At 67.9% G+C, this 16,244-nt stretch carries 10 protein-coding genes; 7 read left to right on the top strand and 3 right to left on the bottom strand.

Annotation, left to right across the window (positions count from 1 at the left end):
• Positions 1-242 (bottom strand): DUF1835 domain-containing protein (locus BM396_RS29470; RefSeq protein WP_139239572.1); only part of this gene is annotated, 242 nt, incomplete at its 3' end.
• 662 nt (positions 243-904) lie between these two features.
• On the opposite strand from BM396_RS29470, the gene BM396_RS29465 reads away from it, so the two are divergent.
• From BM396_RS29465 to BM396_RS29445, 4 genes are all read left to right on the top strand, one after another.
• Positions 905-2,122, top strand: a complete 1,218-nt coding sequence (locus BM396_RS29465) for a PGN_0703 family putative restriction endonuclease (RefSeq protein WP_043387254.1) — start codon at positions 905-907, stop codon at positions 2,120-2,122.
• A gap of 1,204 nt (positions 2,123-3,326) precedes the next feature.
• Positions 3,327-8,951: a DUF3320 domain-containing protein gene (locus BM396_RS29455; RefSeq protein WP_043387252.1), complete on the top strand. Its 5,625-nt coding sequence runs from the start codon at positions 3,327-3,329 to the stop codon at positions 8,949-8,951.
• 145 nt (positions 8,952-9,096) lie between these two features.
• The gene (locus tag BM396_RS29450) at positions 9,097-9,333 is read left to right on the top strand and encodes a hypothetical protein (protein ID WP_043387251.1); all 237 of its coding nucleotides are present in this window, start codon (positions 9,097-9,099) and stop codon (positions 9,331-9,333) included.
• Positions 9,334-9,370: 37 nt separating this feature from the next.
• Positions 9,371-9,700, top strand: a complete 330-nt coding sequence (locus BM396_RS29445; protein ID WP_043387250.1) for a hypothetical protein — start codon at positions 9,371-9,373, stop codon at positions 9,698-9,700.
• Between the two features lie 639 nt (positions 9,701-10,339).
• Here BM396_RS29445 and BM396_RS29440 read toward each other — a convergent pair.
• Complete coding sequence (locus BM396_RS29440) at positions 10,340-11,194, bottom strand: hypothetical protein (protein WP_043387249.1); 855 nt, start codon at positions 11,192-11,194, stop codon at positions 10,340-10,342.
• 137 nt (positions 11,195-11,331) lie between these two features.
• Positions 11,332-11,643 (bottom strand): hypothetical protein, encoded by a 312-nt coding sequence (locus BM396_RS29435; protein WP_043387246.1) that lies wholly within the window; start codon positions 11,641-11,643, stop codon positions 11,332-11,334.
• A gap of 1,277 nt (positions 11,644-12,920) precedes the next feature.
• Here BM396_RS29435 and BM396_RS29430 point away from each other — a divergent pair.
• The 3 genes from BM396_RS29430 to BM396_RS29420 all read left to right on the top strand — a co-directional run bounded on the left by BM396_RS29430 (position 12,921) and on the right by BM396_RS29420 (position 16,212).
• On the top strand, positions 12,921-13,853 hold the full coding sequence (locus tag BM396_RS29430; protein ID WP_051976238.1) for an ArdC family protein: 933 nt from the start codon (positions 12,921-12,923) through the stop codon (positions 13,851-13,853).
• 776 nt (positions 13,854-14,629) lie between these two features.
• The gene (locus BM396_RS29425) at positions 14,630-15,748 is read left to right on the top strand and encodes a sensor histidine kinase (protein ID WP_043387244.1); all 1,119 of its coding nucleotides are present in this window, start codon (positions 14,630-14,632) and stop codon (positions 15,746-15,748) included.
• Complete coding sequence (locus tag BM396_RS29420; protein WP_043387242.1) at positions 15,745-16,212, top strand: response regulator; 468 nt, start codon at positions 15,745-15,747, stop codon at positions 16,210-16,212. The genes BM396_RS29425 and BM396_RS29420 overlap by 4 nt, the downstream gene beginning before the upstream one ends.
• Positions 16,213-16,244 lie beyond the last annotated feature (32 nt).

Below are 16,244 nucleotides of genomic sequence, written 5' to 3'. Positions count from 1 at the left end.
GACGTGGCTTCCATCCATGGCTCCTCTGCCTCGCGCTGGTCGGCGTAGGGATCGGGTCGCAGGACGGCTCTGAGCCACGCGTGTCGAACATCTGGGTCCGGCGGATTGATGGGGCCGAAATTCAGGTCGCCCGAGAGCGCGATGACCCGCGCTTCGTCGCCCTGTGACCGAAGAGCGTCACGGATGGTGTCCGCCCTGCTTGCACCCCACGCCACGTGGATGACTTCGGCCTCATCGGGCATCTGTGATCCTCCATCGCCGCATAGTGGTCAGGGCGGCTGGAAGCTTTGTCACCACGCGACGTAGCTGCGGTGTGACCCTGCTGGGCTTCTGTGTAACGTTCGGTGACAGCACCCTGGGTCTCGTGAGCCCTCGTCGCCAAGCGTCGGTCTCGGGCAAAGGGGAGACGCGTCTGGGCGACCATGTTGGGTCGACACCGGAAGGTAGTCTTGCAAGTGAACGTCCGCTTCCGGGCGGTGCGTCGAAGTCCGCTCGTGGCGCATCTCGGAACGGACGACGGCGCTTTGACGCACAGCGGCGAATGCACTCGGGCTGTCAGACTCGCTATCTTCGCGAAAACATCAATCAGACCAGGGACGAGGCGCACACAGCCGGCCGGGTGGTGACGGTGGCGGACTACCTGCGCCTACCACCCCTACGCCGGCACCCGCCGGCATGCCTGCCGTATCGCCGCCGATGTGGACGACCACAGCTGCCACCGCCCCCTGGCGGACCGGCACCTCCACCGGCGACTACGCCGAAGCACCAGACAGACTACGCTCCTGCGCACTGCCAGCGTGGTAGGGCGCCAAGCCGCGCCGTACCCTTCGTCGTTCACTGCGCTGCCCTTTCCGGGAACCCCGGTCCAGCCGCACCACCGCGGCTGTGACCCAGGATTCGCCCGATGGACATCACCGCTCCCCTGCCGCCCGCCACCACCGACGACCCCACCCCCCTCACGGCCGCCGCCCGCGCCGTCCTCGACCCCACCGGCCTCGGCATCATCGACCGCGTGCCTCTCATCCCCGAATCCCTCCGCCGCCGGCACCGAGTCTTCATCCCCGCCGACCACCGGTTTAAGGCCGCCGCCCGCTTCCTCCAGGCGCTGTGGCGCGAGGACCGCGGCCTTGCGATCGGTATCCACGTCAACAGCCGGGAATTACATCACCCCCGCCGCCTCGGCTCGCGCATCTCGACCGTGGCCGGCGCACTGGGCAGCAACTTCCTTTATCCGGACATCGTCCCGGTGGTCACCCGCGCCCTGGCGTACCGCGAGCCGGGCGCGGCCTACGACGTCGACCGGCTGAAGACCAACCTGCTGTCCTCGCAGCCGCTGGCCTTCAACCTGTTCGGTCCGCTTGCCCGCGACCTCGCACTTGCCACACGCTTCGTCGCCGAACTTCTGCCCGGGACTCTGACCGAGGTCACCGACATCCTGTTCGAGCACAGCCCCGGCCGCGGCGACCCGCGTTTCACCGCCGACCGCACCGCCTACGACGTCGTGCTACGCGGCCGGGACGCGACCGGCGCCCGCGCCATCATCGCCATCGAGATCAAGTACAGCGAAGCCGGCCACGAGCCCGCGCCGCCGCCTCACCCGCGACACGCGCAGATCGCCCGCACCACCCCCGATCTGTTCGTGGACCCGGACGACCCGACCCTAATCGGCCCAGCCTGCCAGCAGCTCTACCGCCAGCACTGTCTCGCGAGCGCCATGCTTACGGCCGGGCTCGCGGACACGGCGACGCTGGCCTTCATTGCCCCCACCCACAACCATCTCGCGCACGCCGCGGCCACGGCATACACGCGCCAACTCACCGAGCCGCAGGCCGGACCGATCCCGTTCGTCCCGCTGACGCTGGAGAAGGCGTTCGTGGCCATGGCGACAGCCGGCCTCCCGGACCACGCCCGCGCGCTGCATCGCCGTTACACCGACTGGTGGCTCGTCAACGGCGAACTCGAACTCGCGGCCATGCCAGCGCCTCGGACAGCGCCGATCCCCACCGTGACACCGTCGGCACCGCCCACGACCGACATACCGGCAGGCCCGACGCTGCCGGTGCGACACCGCCAGCCACACGCTAGCCGACGCTTCGTCGAGCGGGTGGCCCGCGCCGCCTGACACGGCCCCACCACTGCGGTCGCCCGCCCTGACCGGATGGACGGCCGCACCCCACTTCGTCCCCGATGCGGCTGACGATCCCGCCAGGGCCCCACGCTCGGCCATCCGTAGCCTACGCTTACCGCCGATGCGCTGACCTCTTCGTCCAGTCAGCGCGCTCAGCTCGACCCGGCGCAATTCAAATACTCAGCACAAACCTTGATGGCGCCATCGAACCGCTGCAAAGGTGAAATCTATCAGAACGGATCATTGTGGTTTAGAACGGTACCCGTCGATCGACGGCGCCGCACCGGAATTCTGTCGCAGATACGACTTGCCTCATACGCACTTCTGCGCCTGCACTCGATAGGTGCTACTTCCCGCCCCCTTACCCAGTACCCTCGCCGCAGTCCCGGTGCGGCGTCCCTCCCACAGGGCGCCCCTTCATGTTCTTCCACCACTACGATTACCGCCGCTTCGCCGCCACGCTCACTACGAGCCGCTGCATCGACGCCGCCCCCGCCACCTTGCGCGGATTCTCCAGCACCCGAGCCTGTTCAGGTCGCCAGCGGTAGACGCGCAGCGACCACCCCCGATCGCGATCAGCCTCAATCACGCCCCCGATGGGCCCAGCGCAGTCACGCTGCACTCTGCGCGGGCTGGCATCAGCGAGCGCCGCCCGCTCCGGACGCGGCATGCGTCGAGCGCACGCTTCACTGCAACGACCAGGGACGAGAGGGCCCTTCTCAATGGGGGCGAGACATCCACCCTGGCACTCACCCTTGATCTGACGCCGCGGATCCAACCGGGGCTGATGATCGCCACACGCGTGACCCTGTCCTTCCACTTCGTGCGCGAACCCTGGTGGCCCCGTGACCTGACAGATGCCCTGAGCGACCTCGCCGACCTCTGGCTCCGGCGGTTGGAGGAGCAGGCGCACGCGACCGCTCAGTGCCACCGACCACGCCGTACAGGACGGCACCACCCGCGCGGGCCCATCGCCGTTCCCGCGCCGATTCCGGCCACGCCAAGTGTCTGAAACTTGGCACGTCTGACGACGGGCATTCTGCTGACAGACGGCCTCCGACGCAGCCCACGAGCTGCAGCTCGTCCCCGCCGGTCGGACACAGGAGCTCGACGGCCAACACCGTTCGCCGACGTGTGTCCAGACAGCCATAGACAACCTGTGCCTGAATATCGTTCAAGTTACCCAACGGAGGGAACGATGGCAGGAACGGCGTCGGCGGGGCAGGACGACAGCTCCGGTTCAGTCTTCCAATCGGATCTACCTGTAGACGTTAAGGTCGAGCGGGCGCGCGCCGAGCTCCTCGACCTCTCCGCGCGCAATCGTCTGCTCAATATCCCGCGCTCAGCCAAGAGCGCGAAATCCCTCGAGATCGTCGACGAGAAAGCGTCCGAGGTGTTCCGGATGCTTCTGCGTGAAGGCAAGGCCTTCACCTTTCTGCCCGGCCGCGTCAGCCGGACGAAGGCCGAACCGGACACTCCTGAGACCCCGGAGGCCGAGGCCAAAGCCGAGCCGGACGAGGTCGACGCGCTCCCCCAGCCCGAAACCGACACCCTCAATGAGCGCGGCGTCTACAGTCGCCACGCCGACACCAAACTCCAGACCCGCCTGACCTCGGAGGGGCTGCAGAAGCGCTTGCTCGAACTCTACGTCGATGCCCGCACGCTCGAGGAGGAGCAGGGCGTCAACGTCCTCTACCTCGCGCTCGGCACGCTGAAGTGGGTCGACCCCAATAACGCGGCCAACATCCGGTACGCGCCTTTAACGCTGCTGCCGGTCAGGCTCGAGCGCGGTTCGGCCGCCGAGCGCTTCCGTCTGCGCTGGCGCGGCGAAGAGCAGGCCCCAAACCTCTCGCTCGAAGCCTATCTCGAGCGTGTTCATACGATCCGCCTGCCCGGGATGGAACTCGGAGAGGAGTTCGATCCGACGGCCTACGCCGCCGACGTAGCGCGGGCGGTTGCTCTGAAGCCCGGCTGGGAGGTCCTGCCCGACGACATCGTGCTCGGATTCTTCTCGTTCGCGAAGTTCCTGATGTACCGCGACCTCGACCCGGCCAACTGGCCGGTTGGCGCCCGCTTCACGGATCGCGCGACCATCCGGGCCCTTCTGTCCGACGGCTTTCCGGCGGCCGACGATCTCATCGGCGAGGACGCGGCGATCGACCCGCACATCGGGCCGGCCGAGCAGCTCCACATCGTCGACTGCGACAGTTCGCAATCGGTGGCCGTGCACGAGGTTCGGCGCGGTCGCGACCTCGTCATCCAGGGCCCGCCCGGCACCGGCAAGTCGCAGACCATCGCCAACATCATCGCGGCGGCGGTCGCCGACGGGCGCAGCGTGCTGTTTGTCGCCGAGAAGATGGCGGCGCTTGAGGTTGTCAAACGCCGACTCGACGGCGCGGGAGTCGGTGACGCTTGCCTTGAGCTACACTCCAACAAGGCCAACAAGCGCGCGCTTCTCGACGAGCTGCGCCGCACCTGGGAGCTCGGGGCACCCCGATCGGGCGCCGAGGCGAGCCTGATCGCCCGCCTGACGGAGGCACGCGATGCGCTGAACGCCCATCCGGCGCGGCTACACCACCAGCACGCCCCCTCAGGCCTTACCCCTTATCAAGTCATCGGGCACCTCACGCGCCTGCGTCAGGATGGTGAGCGCCCGACGGATCTCGAACTGTCCGCGGCGCCGGGCTGGGACGCGGACGGGGTACGCCGGCGCGACGATCTGCTAAGCGAGCTCGCCCAGCGCGTCGCCGACATTGGCCGGCCTGATGACCACCCTTGGCGCGGTGTAGGCCTTGAGGCGATCCTGCCGACCGACGTCGAGCGGCTTAAGCTCCGCCTCGCCGACTTCCGGGCGGCTCTTGCGGCGGCGCGCGCCGAGGCTGAGGTCGTGGGCGGCTCACTCGGGCGACCGGGATTCGCGTCCCTCGGTGACCTCGAGCTCGCGGCCGCGCTGGCTGAACGCTTCGCCCGGGCGCCGACGGTTCTGGGCGACGCATCCCTCGGCTGTGAAGCGTGGAACACGCATCGGCCCGAACTCACCGCGCTCCTCGAGCGCGGGGGCGCCCACGCCGCGCTCGTCGCCGAACTCTCGGGCGCGGTACGGGCGGAGGCCTACGCGATCGACGTCGCAGGCCTGCGCGCCGGGCTCGAGACCTTGCCGAAAGCCTTTCCGGCCGAAGGATTTGCCCGCATGGCCGCGTTCGAGGCGCAGGTCCCGCGGCTGCTGACCGCCGCCCGCGACCTGAAGGGGCGGCTCGGGTCCGCGGTAGCCGTCGAGACCTTGAGCGACATCGAGCGGCTCGTGGCCACCGCGCGGCGCGTGGCGGACGCCCCGGACGCGAGTCCCGAAGCCTTCGCCGCGACCGTGTGGGAGCGTGGAGTCGATCAGGCAGGAGACCTCGCCGAGGCGGCAGTCACGCTCGCCCAGAGCCGTGCGGCTACCGCGGGTGTCCTGACCGAGGCCGCCTGGACGACGGAACTCGCCGCGGTTCGCCGAGTCCTCGCGGTCAAGGGCACAAGCCTCACCCGGTTCCTGTCGAGCGAGTGGCGCGCGGCCAACCGCCTCGTGAAGACGGTGCTCGCTTCTCCCACCACCCCGCTGCCAGCCGTGCTCGCCGCCCTCGACGCGCTCCAGGCCGGCAAGACGGCGGTCGCGTTCCTGCAGGCCGAGGACGCCTTTGGACGGGCGGCGTTCGGCGTCGACTGGCGGGCCGAGAGGTCCCGACCCGAGCCGCTCCAGGCCCTCGTCGCCTGGATGCGCAGCCTGCGCGGCCTCGGGGCCGAACCGCGCCTGATCGCGAGCCGCCTACCCGACCGTGCCGACCTCGAAGCGCGGGCCTCCGCCCTAGCGCGACTGCACGAGGGGCTCACCCCGCTTGCACTCCGCCACTGGGCGGATCTCGACGATGCGAACGGTTCGGCCTTCCCGGACGTGACGGGCGTCGACCGGGCTCCCCTCGCGCGGCTCGCCGATCGCGCGGGGGCGGTCGCCGCCCTCGATGCGGGGTGCCGTGCGGTGATGATCGCGGCCGACACGACCGTTGCCCACCGCCTCGCCCTGCTCGCGCGCCTGGCCGCCGCACAGGAGGCCGCCGACGCGCTCGAGGCCGCGGACGCCCTCGGCCGCACCGCATTCGGGCTGGCTTGGCGCGGTCCGAGTTCCGACTGGCCTGCCCTCAAGGCCGCCGCAGCGTGGATCTGGGACAACGCCGAAATCCGCGAGCAAGCCGCCCGCGTCCCAGACCGAGCCGCACTGGCCAGGCAGGCGGAGATGGCCGCGGCCGAGGCCAGGCGCTTGGCCGCCGGCCTTGACGCGCTCTTCGTCGAGCTAAGGCTCGACGTGGTCGCGCTGTTCGCCCACGTAGGTGCGACCGCGATCCCGACGGAGGCGCTGGCCGCCGGTCTCGCGCGGTGGGGCGCGGGGGTCGAGGGCCTCTCGAAATGGGTCGCCTATCGCGAGCGCGCCAACCGCGCCCGAGAGCTCGGGCTCGGCGAGCTTGTCGATCGGCTGGCCGACGGCCGCCTCGCGCCGGACACCGCCCGGCCAGCCTTCGAGATGGCCTACTTCGAGGCGCTGTTTCGCAGGCTCGCGAAGGAAGATCCGGCGCTCGCCCGCTTCGACGGCGAGCTGCACGGGCGACTGGCCGCCCAGTTCGCCGATCTGGACCGACAGCGCATCGCGCTCGCCAGCGTCGAGGTCGCCCGCGCCCACCACCGACGCATCCCCAAGGTCGCGGGCGGGGTCGGGCCGCTCGGCGTGCTGCGGGCCGAGATGGCGCGCAGGCGCGGGCACATGCCGATCCGGCAGCTCGTGCAGCGCGCTGCCCCCGCGATCCAGGCGCTCAAACCCGTCCTGATGATGAGCCCGCTCTCGGTGGCTCAGTTCCTGCCGCCAGGAGTGATCGAGTTCGACCTTCTCGTGATGGACGAGGCGAGCCAGATCCAGCCGGTCGACGCGCTGGGCGCCATCGCCCGCGCGCGGCAGGTCGTCGTAGTCGGCGATGAGAAGCAGCTGCCGCCGACCCGCTTCTTCGCCAAGATGACCGGCGGGACGGGCGACGAGGACGACGACGGCACCGCGCAGGTCGCCGACGTCGAGAGCGTGCTCAGCCTGTTCACCGCCCGCGGCCTGCCCCAGCGCATGCTGAGGTGGCACTACCGTAGCCGGCACCAGTCGCTGATCGCCGTCTCGAACAGCCAGTTCTACGAGAACAAGCTGTTCATCGTGCCGAGCCCCTACACCGGAGAGGCCGGCATGGGCCTGCGTTTCCACGCGGTAGCGGACGGCGTATTCGACAGCGGCAACACCGGCACCAACCCGGTCGAGGCGAAGGCCGTGGCCGAGGCCGTGCTCCGGCATGCGCTGGCCACCCCGAACCTCAGCCTGGGCGTCGTGGCGTTCTCGGTTAAGCAGCGCCGCGCCATCCAGGACGAGGTCGAGCGTCTGCGCCGGCTCAACCCCGAGACGGAAAGCTTCTTCCAAGATCACCCAAGCGAGCCGTTCTTCGTCAAGAACCTCGAGAACGTGCAGGGCGACGAACGCGACGTCGTGATGATCTCGGTGGGCTACGGGCGCAACGCGCAAGGGTACATGGCGATGCGCTTCGGGCCCTTGAGCGCGGAGGGGGGCGAGCGGCGCCTCAACGTTCTGATCAGCCGGGCCAAGCGGCGCTGCGAGGTCTACGCCTCGATCACCGATGAGGACATCGACCTTGAGCGCGCCAAGGGGAAGGGCGTGCTGGCCTTCAAGCTGTTCCTGCACTTCGCCCGCACGGGGCGGCTCGGCATCGCGCAGATGACGGGGCGCGACCACGACAGCGTATTCGAGGCGCAGGTCGCACGCTCACTGCAGGCCCGCGGCTATCAGGTCCACCCGCAGGTCGGGCTGGCGGGCTTCTTCATCGATCTCGCCATCGCCGACCCAGAGCGGCCGGGGCGTTATCTCCTGGGCATCGAGTGCGACGGTGCGGCCTACCACGCGTCCCGCTCGGCGCGCGACCGGGACCGGCTGCGCCAGGCCGTGCTCGAGGACCACGGCTGGATCATCCACCGGATCTGGAGCACGGACTGGTTCCAGCGTCCGGAGGAACAGCTCGCGCGGACGGTCGCGGCGATCGAGGCGGCCAAGATCGAACTCGACGCGCGCCTCGAGTTCGGCGGGACCCGTGCGCGAGCCGTCCCGGTCGAGGTCGTGACGATCGAGCGGGCCGACATCGTTGAGATAGGTCTGAGCGAACGCCCGGACGATCAGCCCAGCCGCCTCTACGTGGAGTTGGTGCCCGACGCCCCGCGCGGCCAGCCCGAACTGCACGAGACGCCCACGGGGCTGCTGGCCGGCCTCGTCGAGCAGGTCGTGGCGGTCGAGGGGCCGGTACACGTCGACGAGGTGACCGCGCGCGTGCGCCAGGCCTGGTGCCTGCAGCGCAGCGGTCCGCGCATTCAGGCGGCGGTCGAGCGCGGCGTCGAGGCGGCTCGCGCCCGCGGGGGAATCGAGCGGGACGGACCGTTCCTCGCGCTGCCGGGCCAGTCCATCACCGTGCGCGACCGGAGCCTGGCGGGATCCGGCACGCTGCGGCGGCCGGAGATGCTGCCGCCGACCGAGCTGCGCGCAGCGATCCAGGAGGTCGTGTCGGGGAGTTTCGGGGCGAGCGCCGAGGAGATCGTCCCGGCGGTCGCGCGGATGCTCGGATTCAAAGCGACGAGCGCGCAGCTGCGCGACGTCATCGGGGCGCAAATCGAGGGGATGACGCGGGACGGCGCGCTGACCGCGCAGGGGGCACTGCTGACGATAGCAAGCCCACTGCCGGCATCGCAGACGGTCTGAAAGCCGGTCATAGCTGACGTCATGATGACACCGGCGGGCGCACGCCATCGACGTCGAGGTTTCGAGAGCAATCATCGCAGTCGAGGCCGGAGCGCTCTCTCGTACCCCGCGCCGTTCGACCGCTTGGCGCCAGAGGAGATCCTGAGTGGCAGACCTGACCATCATAGCGGGTGAATGCGGTCGCGGCTCAGGGACTTACGACACGGGGCTCTTCACCCTACCGCAGGGTCTGGGCCGCGGCGTCGAGACCGTCGTCGCAGTGATCCTGCACGGAGGTGTCGAAGGCAGGCAGACGATGATGGAGCAGGTCGTCACCGGTCTGCGGGAGAACGCGGCGCTGCGCGGGGGGCGTGACGCTCGCCCAAACAATCGACCCTACTAATTCGCTGGCCCTCGCCGCCTCAGTCTTGAGCGTCGGCTTGACCGCCCTCGACGGGGCGCCGCGGCAGAAAGCCGTCATCGAGGTCCAGTTCGAGGATGGCGCGTCCTTCGTCGGTACCGCAGATGCAGGCGTGGCCGCGCTGATCGAGAATGACCGTCGCGTGCTGCTGCTGGCTGCCCCGCGGCTGCGGTCGCACCAGCCTGTCACGGCGCAGGAGCAGATCGGCGAGTCGGTCACCGCGAAGATGCTGGCCGCCGCCTCGGGCCCAGCTGGGGCGGCGGGGGCGGTCGCGTCGGGGGCAGCGAGCGCAGCCGGCTCGGTGGTCTCCAATGCCCTCGGCTTTCTCATGAGCAAGACCAAGGGCTAAAGCTTCGCGACATCACCCCCGCGAGCCCGGCCGCGGCCAACGCCGTCACCATGACGGTGAACGCGATGAGCGGCACCGTGCCCCCACAATCCCGCATGCGCGTCAGACGTTTCTCCGCTTCATCTCCCTCTCGGTAGCGGTCCTCGACCAGGCAGCGCCCGACGACCAGGGCGGGCGTACTCAAGGTTCCGCTGCCCCCCGCGCCCCAGCGCGATTCACGCTGATGCAGGCCCAAACCGCCTACCGGGCCGCCTGCCCCAACTCTACGCGCAAGTAATTGGCATGAAAGCTTTTTTCAAAGCGCCGTGCCAGTTTGGCCCGGCAAACGTCCATTACTGCGAGAGCGGCGAAACTGGCAGTTTTCCCGGCGGACGAACGGAGGCGCTCCCAACGACCGCCACGGACCGTGCGGAGAAGCTCACGAACGATCGGTCAACGGACCGCGCCGCGCTGGATACTGCACGATGGGCCGCGTCTGGATCACCGGCAGGGCCCACGTCACGAACGGGCGCACACGCAGAGAAGCCCGCCGGGGATCCCCGGCGGGCTTCTCAAACTGCGAGTTCACGAAGACCCGGAATAAAGGCCGGCCCGCTCAGCGGCGGCGTGATCTCCCTGGTGCCCCCAGGGGCCTGTCTACTAGATCGGATCGCACCGAAGCATCTCCGTCAGACGGTCAGCCTCCCCGCGCCGGTACTCGAAGTCGTCGTACCGGTGCTCTCCGTCGATCAGGTAGTAGCGCTCGGGGTAACCGGCCTCCCGCCTAGCCTTCCGAAGCATGTCCTGCGACACCCGCACGCGCTGCAGCGTCACGATGCCCGAGTACCGGTGCTTCAGGCCATGAAAGCCCGTGAAGGTGTCGTTGGGCGCCAAACCGTGGACATCCCGCTCGTGGTCATAAAGGCCCGGGTTGACCCCCTTCATGCAGTAGCGGAACCAACGCCACTGCTCCTCGATCGCACGGGCGACGGCCGTCTCGCGGCGGCGCCGGACGTGCAGGCGTCGTTTGGATCCTACGCGGTCAATCCGCTTGACGTACCGCTCCAGCCACCGCCGGTACTGCGGGTACACCTGGTCGGGGACGTGGACCCCACTGTGCGAATGCAGGCCAAACGTCTCTGACCGCTCGAAGACCGTGTAGTTGTAGTTCGGGGCTCCGTGCCGCCGCATGAACTTGCGCTGGGCCTGCATAAAGCGGCAGTGCACCGCGTCGACTTCCTGGCCGTAGCGGTGACCCATCCTGTCCCAAGCGACGGTCACATTCACGTTAAGGATGGCCCCCTGATAGTTAACGAACGCCACTGCCTGATGTGCCCGCCAGAACTGCATCCGCGTGATAAAGCGCGACTGCAGCTGGAACTGCTCTAGGTAAACGGCCATACTGCCGCCGATAATGGCATCTCGCATCGCCCGCTGATGACTGTCGGCGTAGGGCTGGAAGAACTCCTCTTCTGTCCGTTCAAAGAATGATTTTTCCTCATCGAAGTCGAGCATCGTCGTACTACCAAGTAGCCAGGGAGAACGACCCGCCTCGGCATGGACGTTCGCTTGGGTCGCTCTGAGGAACAGGGTGCCGGTCCGAGACTAAGGTCACGGACGCGACAGGGTATCGCCTCGTGATCACCGTGGGGTCAGGCTGCCTCGTCGTCCTCACTGAGCAGCGTGTCGATCAAGCATTTCGGCGGCTTCACTGACTTAAGCTTCGGCGGGCGCCGCTGGCGCACTGGCTTCATGATGGGCGCAGGCATCGGCTGCGGCGTGTGCAGCAGACCCTGGACGACGGCGCCTGTCGGACCCTCCTCGGCCACCGAACTGATTAGGCGGCGGGTCCGCTCGTCGTACGGCTTGAACCCCCCGCAGCGCAGCAGGAACGCTCGCTTCCCCAAATCAGATACCTTCTCGATCTGGTCGAAGAAGGCCACCTTGTCCGTCTGCTCAATCATCCCAAGACCACTGGACGTCGGCGACAGTTCTGGCGCATCGACCGGCGTCTGTACCTCGGGGCTCGGTGTCCCGCAGGACTCTGCGCGCGCAGGTTCTGAATGGAGCGAAACTGCCTTATCTTCGTGAACAACGCCTCGTGTGACAGTGTCACCCTCGAGACGTGCTCCTTCTGCCGCGCCGCGAGGCGCGCCATCATCTTCGATGTGCATGGCCCATCTACCGTTCTAGCTGAGGCTTGCCGGACACGTCTTCGCTGCCGGCAGGTCTAACAACCACCCGCAATGAGATAATACAAGCTTAAAACATCGGATTAGCAAAAAATTATCCCGAATACTATTTAGCCCTTAGGGAATGGATTATGACGTGTCGGCATACAACCGAAGCAGACCACCATCGCCGACCGCCATATCCGATAAAGCTAAAGTAAGACAATATCTTAGCAAACGCTTAGCTAACTAGACACTGCAGCGGTGGGCACACCGTCCACAACCAAAAATAGAAAATCTTGCCTCTGATCACGAAGATGTGAACCAAAGCGGCGAGATTTGTCACTGACCTAAGGACGCTTAGAGAATCGTCACCGCCTATGGTGCCCAAGCCCTCCTGCACGAACGCCGCCCAAGCTGGGCTCACATGAGCGGGGCTTCCGCTGATTCGCTTCGCCTGAAGTCCATCCGCGACACACGCGGCTTGCTGAAACGCTGCTTCGCCTACACCGCGTGTCGCGGACCTCTTGCCCCGCCAAGGAAAAGGGCCACGCTCCCTATGAGCCCCGAGCCTCCACCGCCAGCCATGCGGGATGGGGACCGCCGGGTCGCACGCCGAAGGGCATCGGCCGCAAGCGGTCCCACCCCGACCCGGGGACGGACCGCAGGAGGAGGCAACGGGTCGCCCCGACCTCCAGGACACCCCGCCGTCAGCCGGATCGAGCGGCGGGGAACGTCCGCGCTGGCCGTCCAAGCTGACGGGAAGCGGTGCATAAAGGCCGACAGCACAGCCCCGGCCTGCCCCTCGCGGGGTCGCACGTCGATCCGCCGGTCGACCGACGGCGTGGCTCCGAGTTCCACCCGCCCCGGACGATCGAGGCTTTGCCCGCGCCCGGCAAAGCCTTGCCTTCAGCAAGCCGGCCTCCCTCCAACGTCCACCAAGTTCCAGGCAGGTAGCCCCCCACATCGCACGGGGCACGCGGACGCCGAGCCGAGCATCCCGGTGAACGATCGCCGCCCGCACGGGAACCCGGACCCACGCCCCCGTTGGGGTTCCCGGATCACCGCCCATGCCCGCCGACCCGCGCCCCGCCGACCTGCACACCCACGTCGCCGCGGCCATCCTCGCCCAGCTCGAGACCGCCGACCCCGCTTCGTGGACCCCGCCCTGGCAAGGCGCAGACCCGATGCCGCGCAACGCCCGCACCTGCCGACGCTACCGCGGCATCAACGTGCTCGCCCTGTGGTGCGCGGCTCAGGCCAAGGGCTACGCCGACGCCCGCTGGGCCACCTACCGCCAGTGGGCCGCCCTTGGCGCGCAGGTCCGCAAGGCCGAGCGCGGCACGCTGGTGCTGTTCTACAAGGACCTGCCCCGCAGCGCCCTGGCGGACACCGGCGACGCCGACCCGCCCGATGGCGCCCCCTTCGTTGCCCGCGCCGCCCACGTTTTCAACGCCGCCCAGGTCGATTCCGCCCCGCCGACCGCGGACGCCACCACCCACGCGGCACCACCCGCATCCCTACCGGCCTTCGACACCTTCGTCGCGGCCACCGGCGCGCAGATCCGCGAGGGCGGCACTCGCGCCTGCTACGTCCCGGCCACCGACACGATTCACCTGCCGCCACGGACCGCCTTTCGCACGCGCACGGGCCACGCCGGCACGCTCGCCCACGAACTGGTACACTGGACCGGTGCCCCCCACCGCCTCGCCCGCGACCTCACCGCACGGTTCGGTGCGCGCGCCTACGCCGCCGAGGAACTCGTGGCCGAACTCGGCGCCGCCTTCGTTCTGGCCGACCTCGGGCTCGCGCGCACGCCCCACCCCGACCACGCCGCCTACTGCGCTTCCTGGGCGCCACTGCTGCGTGCCAACCCACGCGCGCTCAGCCACGCCGCTTCGCAGGCCTCGCGCGCCGCCGACTACCTCGCTGCGCCTCATCGAGAACTCGGGGCCGATGCTGGGGAAGAAAAAGCTTCATCTGCCTTTAGCAGCAGCCAATAGTTCGCTGCCGCGGCACCAAGTGGCCACCCTCACACTCGCGAGCAACGTATGGTTAGGCGAGTAAAATCTGATGCTCAGCATCATCCACTACCGACTATTGTCTAGCTCTCGAAGCTTCTGCTTACCAGCAGTCGAGCTGACCACGAACAACCGAAACTGGCCGTAAGCGGAACGGCCGCTTGGGAGACGGTCGGCCGGAAAAGCGGACGGCCTCCTACCGACCCAAACCAGACGCCGCGACAATCCCAACTAAGTGCCCATAGCGGACCCGCTGCAATGCGGTCGGGTCTACTGGAGGGAAGGTACAGATCAGTAGCCGTAGGAATGAACCTCTTACGGCGATGGCTCATCCTTGTTCCGCGCTTTTGCGTGGGCACGCAACGCTGCCAGGACGTCCATTTCGCGACACAGGACCTGCTCGGTTTCGTCAGTATCCTGTCCGTGTAGGATCCTATCCATCAGCAGGGCCGTGTGAGCCCCCGCCCGGGCCTCCGCGGCGATGATGGCGACACGAAGACTCAATCGTTGGGTTTTGGAAATCATTACACGCAATGACGGTCTGGAGGCCGGGTCGGGCCGGCAAATAGACGACCGACTGCCAACATCCAAGCCTCGGGTAAAGCCACTGTGTTTGGGGTATGGAACAACCCTCCCGTCAGCGCATTGGCAGGCTCGGCCTTGTGGCGCCTGCCGCAACGCGGCATGCGAGATGCACGATCCCGACGGTTCGTTGGGCCCCGTCCTTTTTGACAACCCCGCTGTGAAGGGTCGTATCAGTGCCGCATACTCGGCAGCCGCTGCAATCTGTTCCCGCCGCCAATACACCTCTCGTGAGTCTCAGGCCCGGCGCCGGCCAACTATTTGAGACCGAGCGGCGCCTCAATGCCGTGCTTAACAACGCCTCGGTCTCCATCTTCCTGATGGATGACCGGCAGCACTGCATCTACATGAACCGCGCCGCCGAGCAGCTGACCGGCTGGACGCTTGACGAGGTTTTGGAGCGCGACTGCCCGCTGCACGACATCGTGCACCACACCTACCCGGACGGCCGGCCGTTCCCGCTGGCGGAATGCGCGATCGATCGCGCCTTCCCGGAGAACAACCAGGAGCGTGGCGAGGAGGTTTTCGTCCACAAGGACGGGCATTTTTATCCGGTCGGCTTCACGGCCAGCCCGATCCGGGACGACGCGGCCAACATCATCGGCACGATCATCGAGGTCCGCGATATCAGCGAGGAAAAGGCCGCGGCCGAGCGCCAACGCCTGCTGATCAACGAGCTGAACCACCGGGTGAAAAACACCCTGGCCACGGTCCAATCGATCGCCGCGCAGACGTTCCGCGGCCAGACCGACCAAGCCGCGCGGGCTGTGTTCGACGCCCGCATGGCTGCGCTGTCGACCGCCCATAACGTGCTCGTCGAGGACAACTGGGAGAGTGCCAGCTTGCGCAGCGTGGTTGAGCGCGCGCTTGCACCGCACCTTCTGGCAGAGGTCGACGTTAACCGCTTCGTGCTAAACGGACCGGATACACGCCTGCACCCCAAGGTCGCTGTAACTCTGGCCATGGCGCTGCACGAGCTGATGACCAACGCCGCCAAATACGGGGCTCTGTCGGTCCCTGAGGGGCGGGTCGCGGTGACGTGGTCCCTGCAGGCCTTGGACGATGGCCGCGAGCAGCTTGATCTCGCATGGGAAGAGCGCGGCGGCCCGCCGGTCACTCCGCCAACACGCAGAGGCTTCGGCTCCCGGCTTATCGAGCGGCAGCTTCCGATGGAGTTCGACGGCAACGCGGCTATCACATACGCGCCGAGCGGTGTCGTCTGCCGGCTGGAGATCCCATTGACCCAGCTCGGCTGGGTCGGCCAGGAGACACTGGAAGGGCACCCTGCCCGATGAGTTTGCTGGAAGGGCGCCGCGTTCTGCTGGTCGAGGACGAGAGCCTCGTGGCCATGCTCGCGGAGGACATGCTGCTCGACCTCGGCTGCGAGGTCGTGGTGGCCATGCGCCTCGACAAGGCCGTGGATCATGTCCGCGCCGGGAACTTCGACTTGGCCGTGCTGGACGTCAACCTGGGCGACGCCCGCAGCTATCCGGTGGCCGACCTGCTGTTAGAGCGTTGCACGCCGTTCCTGTTCGCGACCGGCTACGGCACGCAGGGGTTGGAGGAAGCGTATCGGTCAGCCCCGGTGCTTCAGAAGCCTTATCAAGCGGCGCCGCTGGCGCATCTGCTAACACAGCTCCTCACTTGCGAAGCGCCGATATGGGACCGCGCCGACGAGAAAGCCACGGCGTGCGCCTGCCACCGGCCGAAAGGGGAACCCTCCGGACCGGAGCCTTTCCAGGCCGACCCTGTCCGCTGACGACCCAACACCGCCATTTATGCGCCGCTGAG

The organism is Methylobacterium sp. UNCCL125 (genome assembly GCF_900116795.1).
Lineage (GTDB): Bacteria > Pseudomonadota > Alphaproteobacteria > Rhizobiales > Beijerinckiaceae > Methylobacterium > Methylobacterium fujisawaense.
This window is presented reverse-complemented; position numbering and strand designations above follow the sequence as displayed.

Bases quoted from the DNA above. Each gene is read 5' to 3' on its own strand.
- BM396_RS29465 (WP_043387254.1), top strand. From the start codon at position 905: ATGGACATCACCGCTCCCCTGCCGCCCGCCACCACCGACGACCCCACC.
- BM396_RS29435 (WP_043387246.1), bottom strand. From the start codon at position 11,643: ATGATTGAGCAGACGGACAAGGTGGCCTTCTTCGACCAGATCGAGAAG.
- BM396_RS29430 (WP_051976238.1), top strand. From the start codon at position 12,921: ATGCCCGCCGACCCGCGCCCCGCCGACCTGCACACCCACGTCGCCGCG.
- BM396_RS29420 (WP_043387242.1), top strand. From the start codon at position 15,745: ATGAGTTTGCTGGAAGGGCGCCGCGTTCTGCTGGTCGAGGACGAGAGC.
- BM396_RS29440 (WP_043387249.1), bottom strand. From the start codon at position 11,194: ATGCTCGACTTCGATGAGGAAAAATCATTCTTTGAACGGACAGAAGAG.
- BM396_RS29455 (WP_043387252.1), top strand. From the start codon at position 3,327: ATGGCAGGAACGGCGTCGGCGGGGCAGGACGACAGCTCCGGTTCAGTC.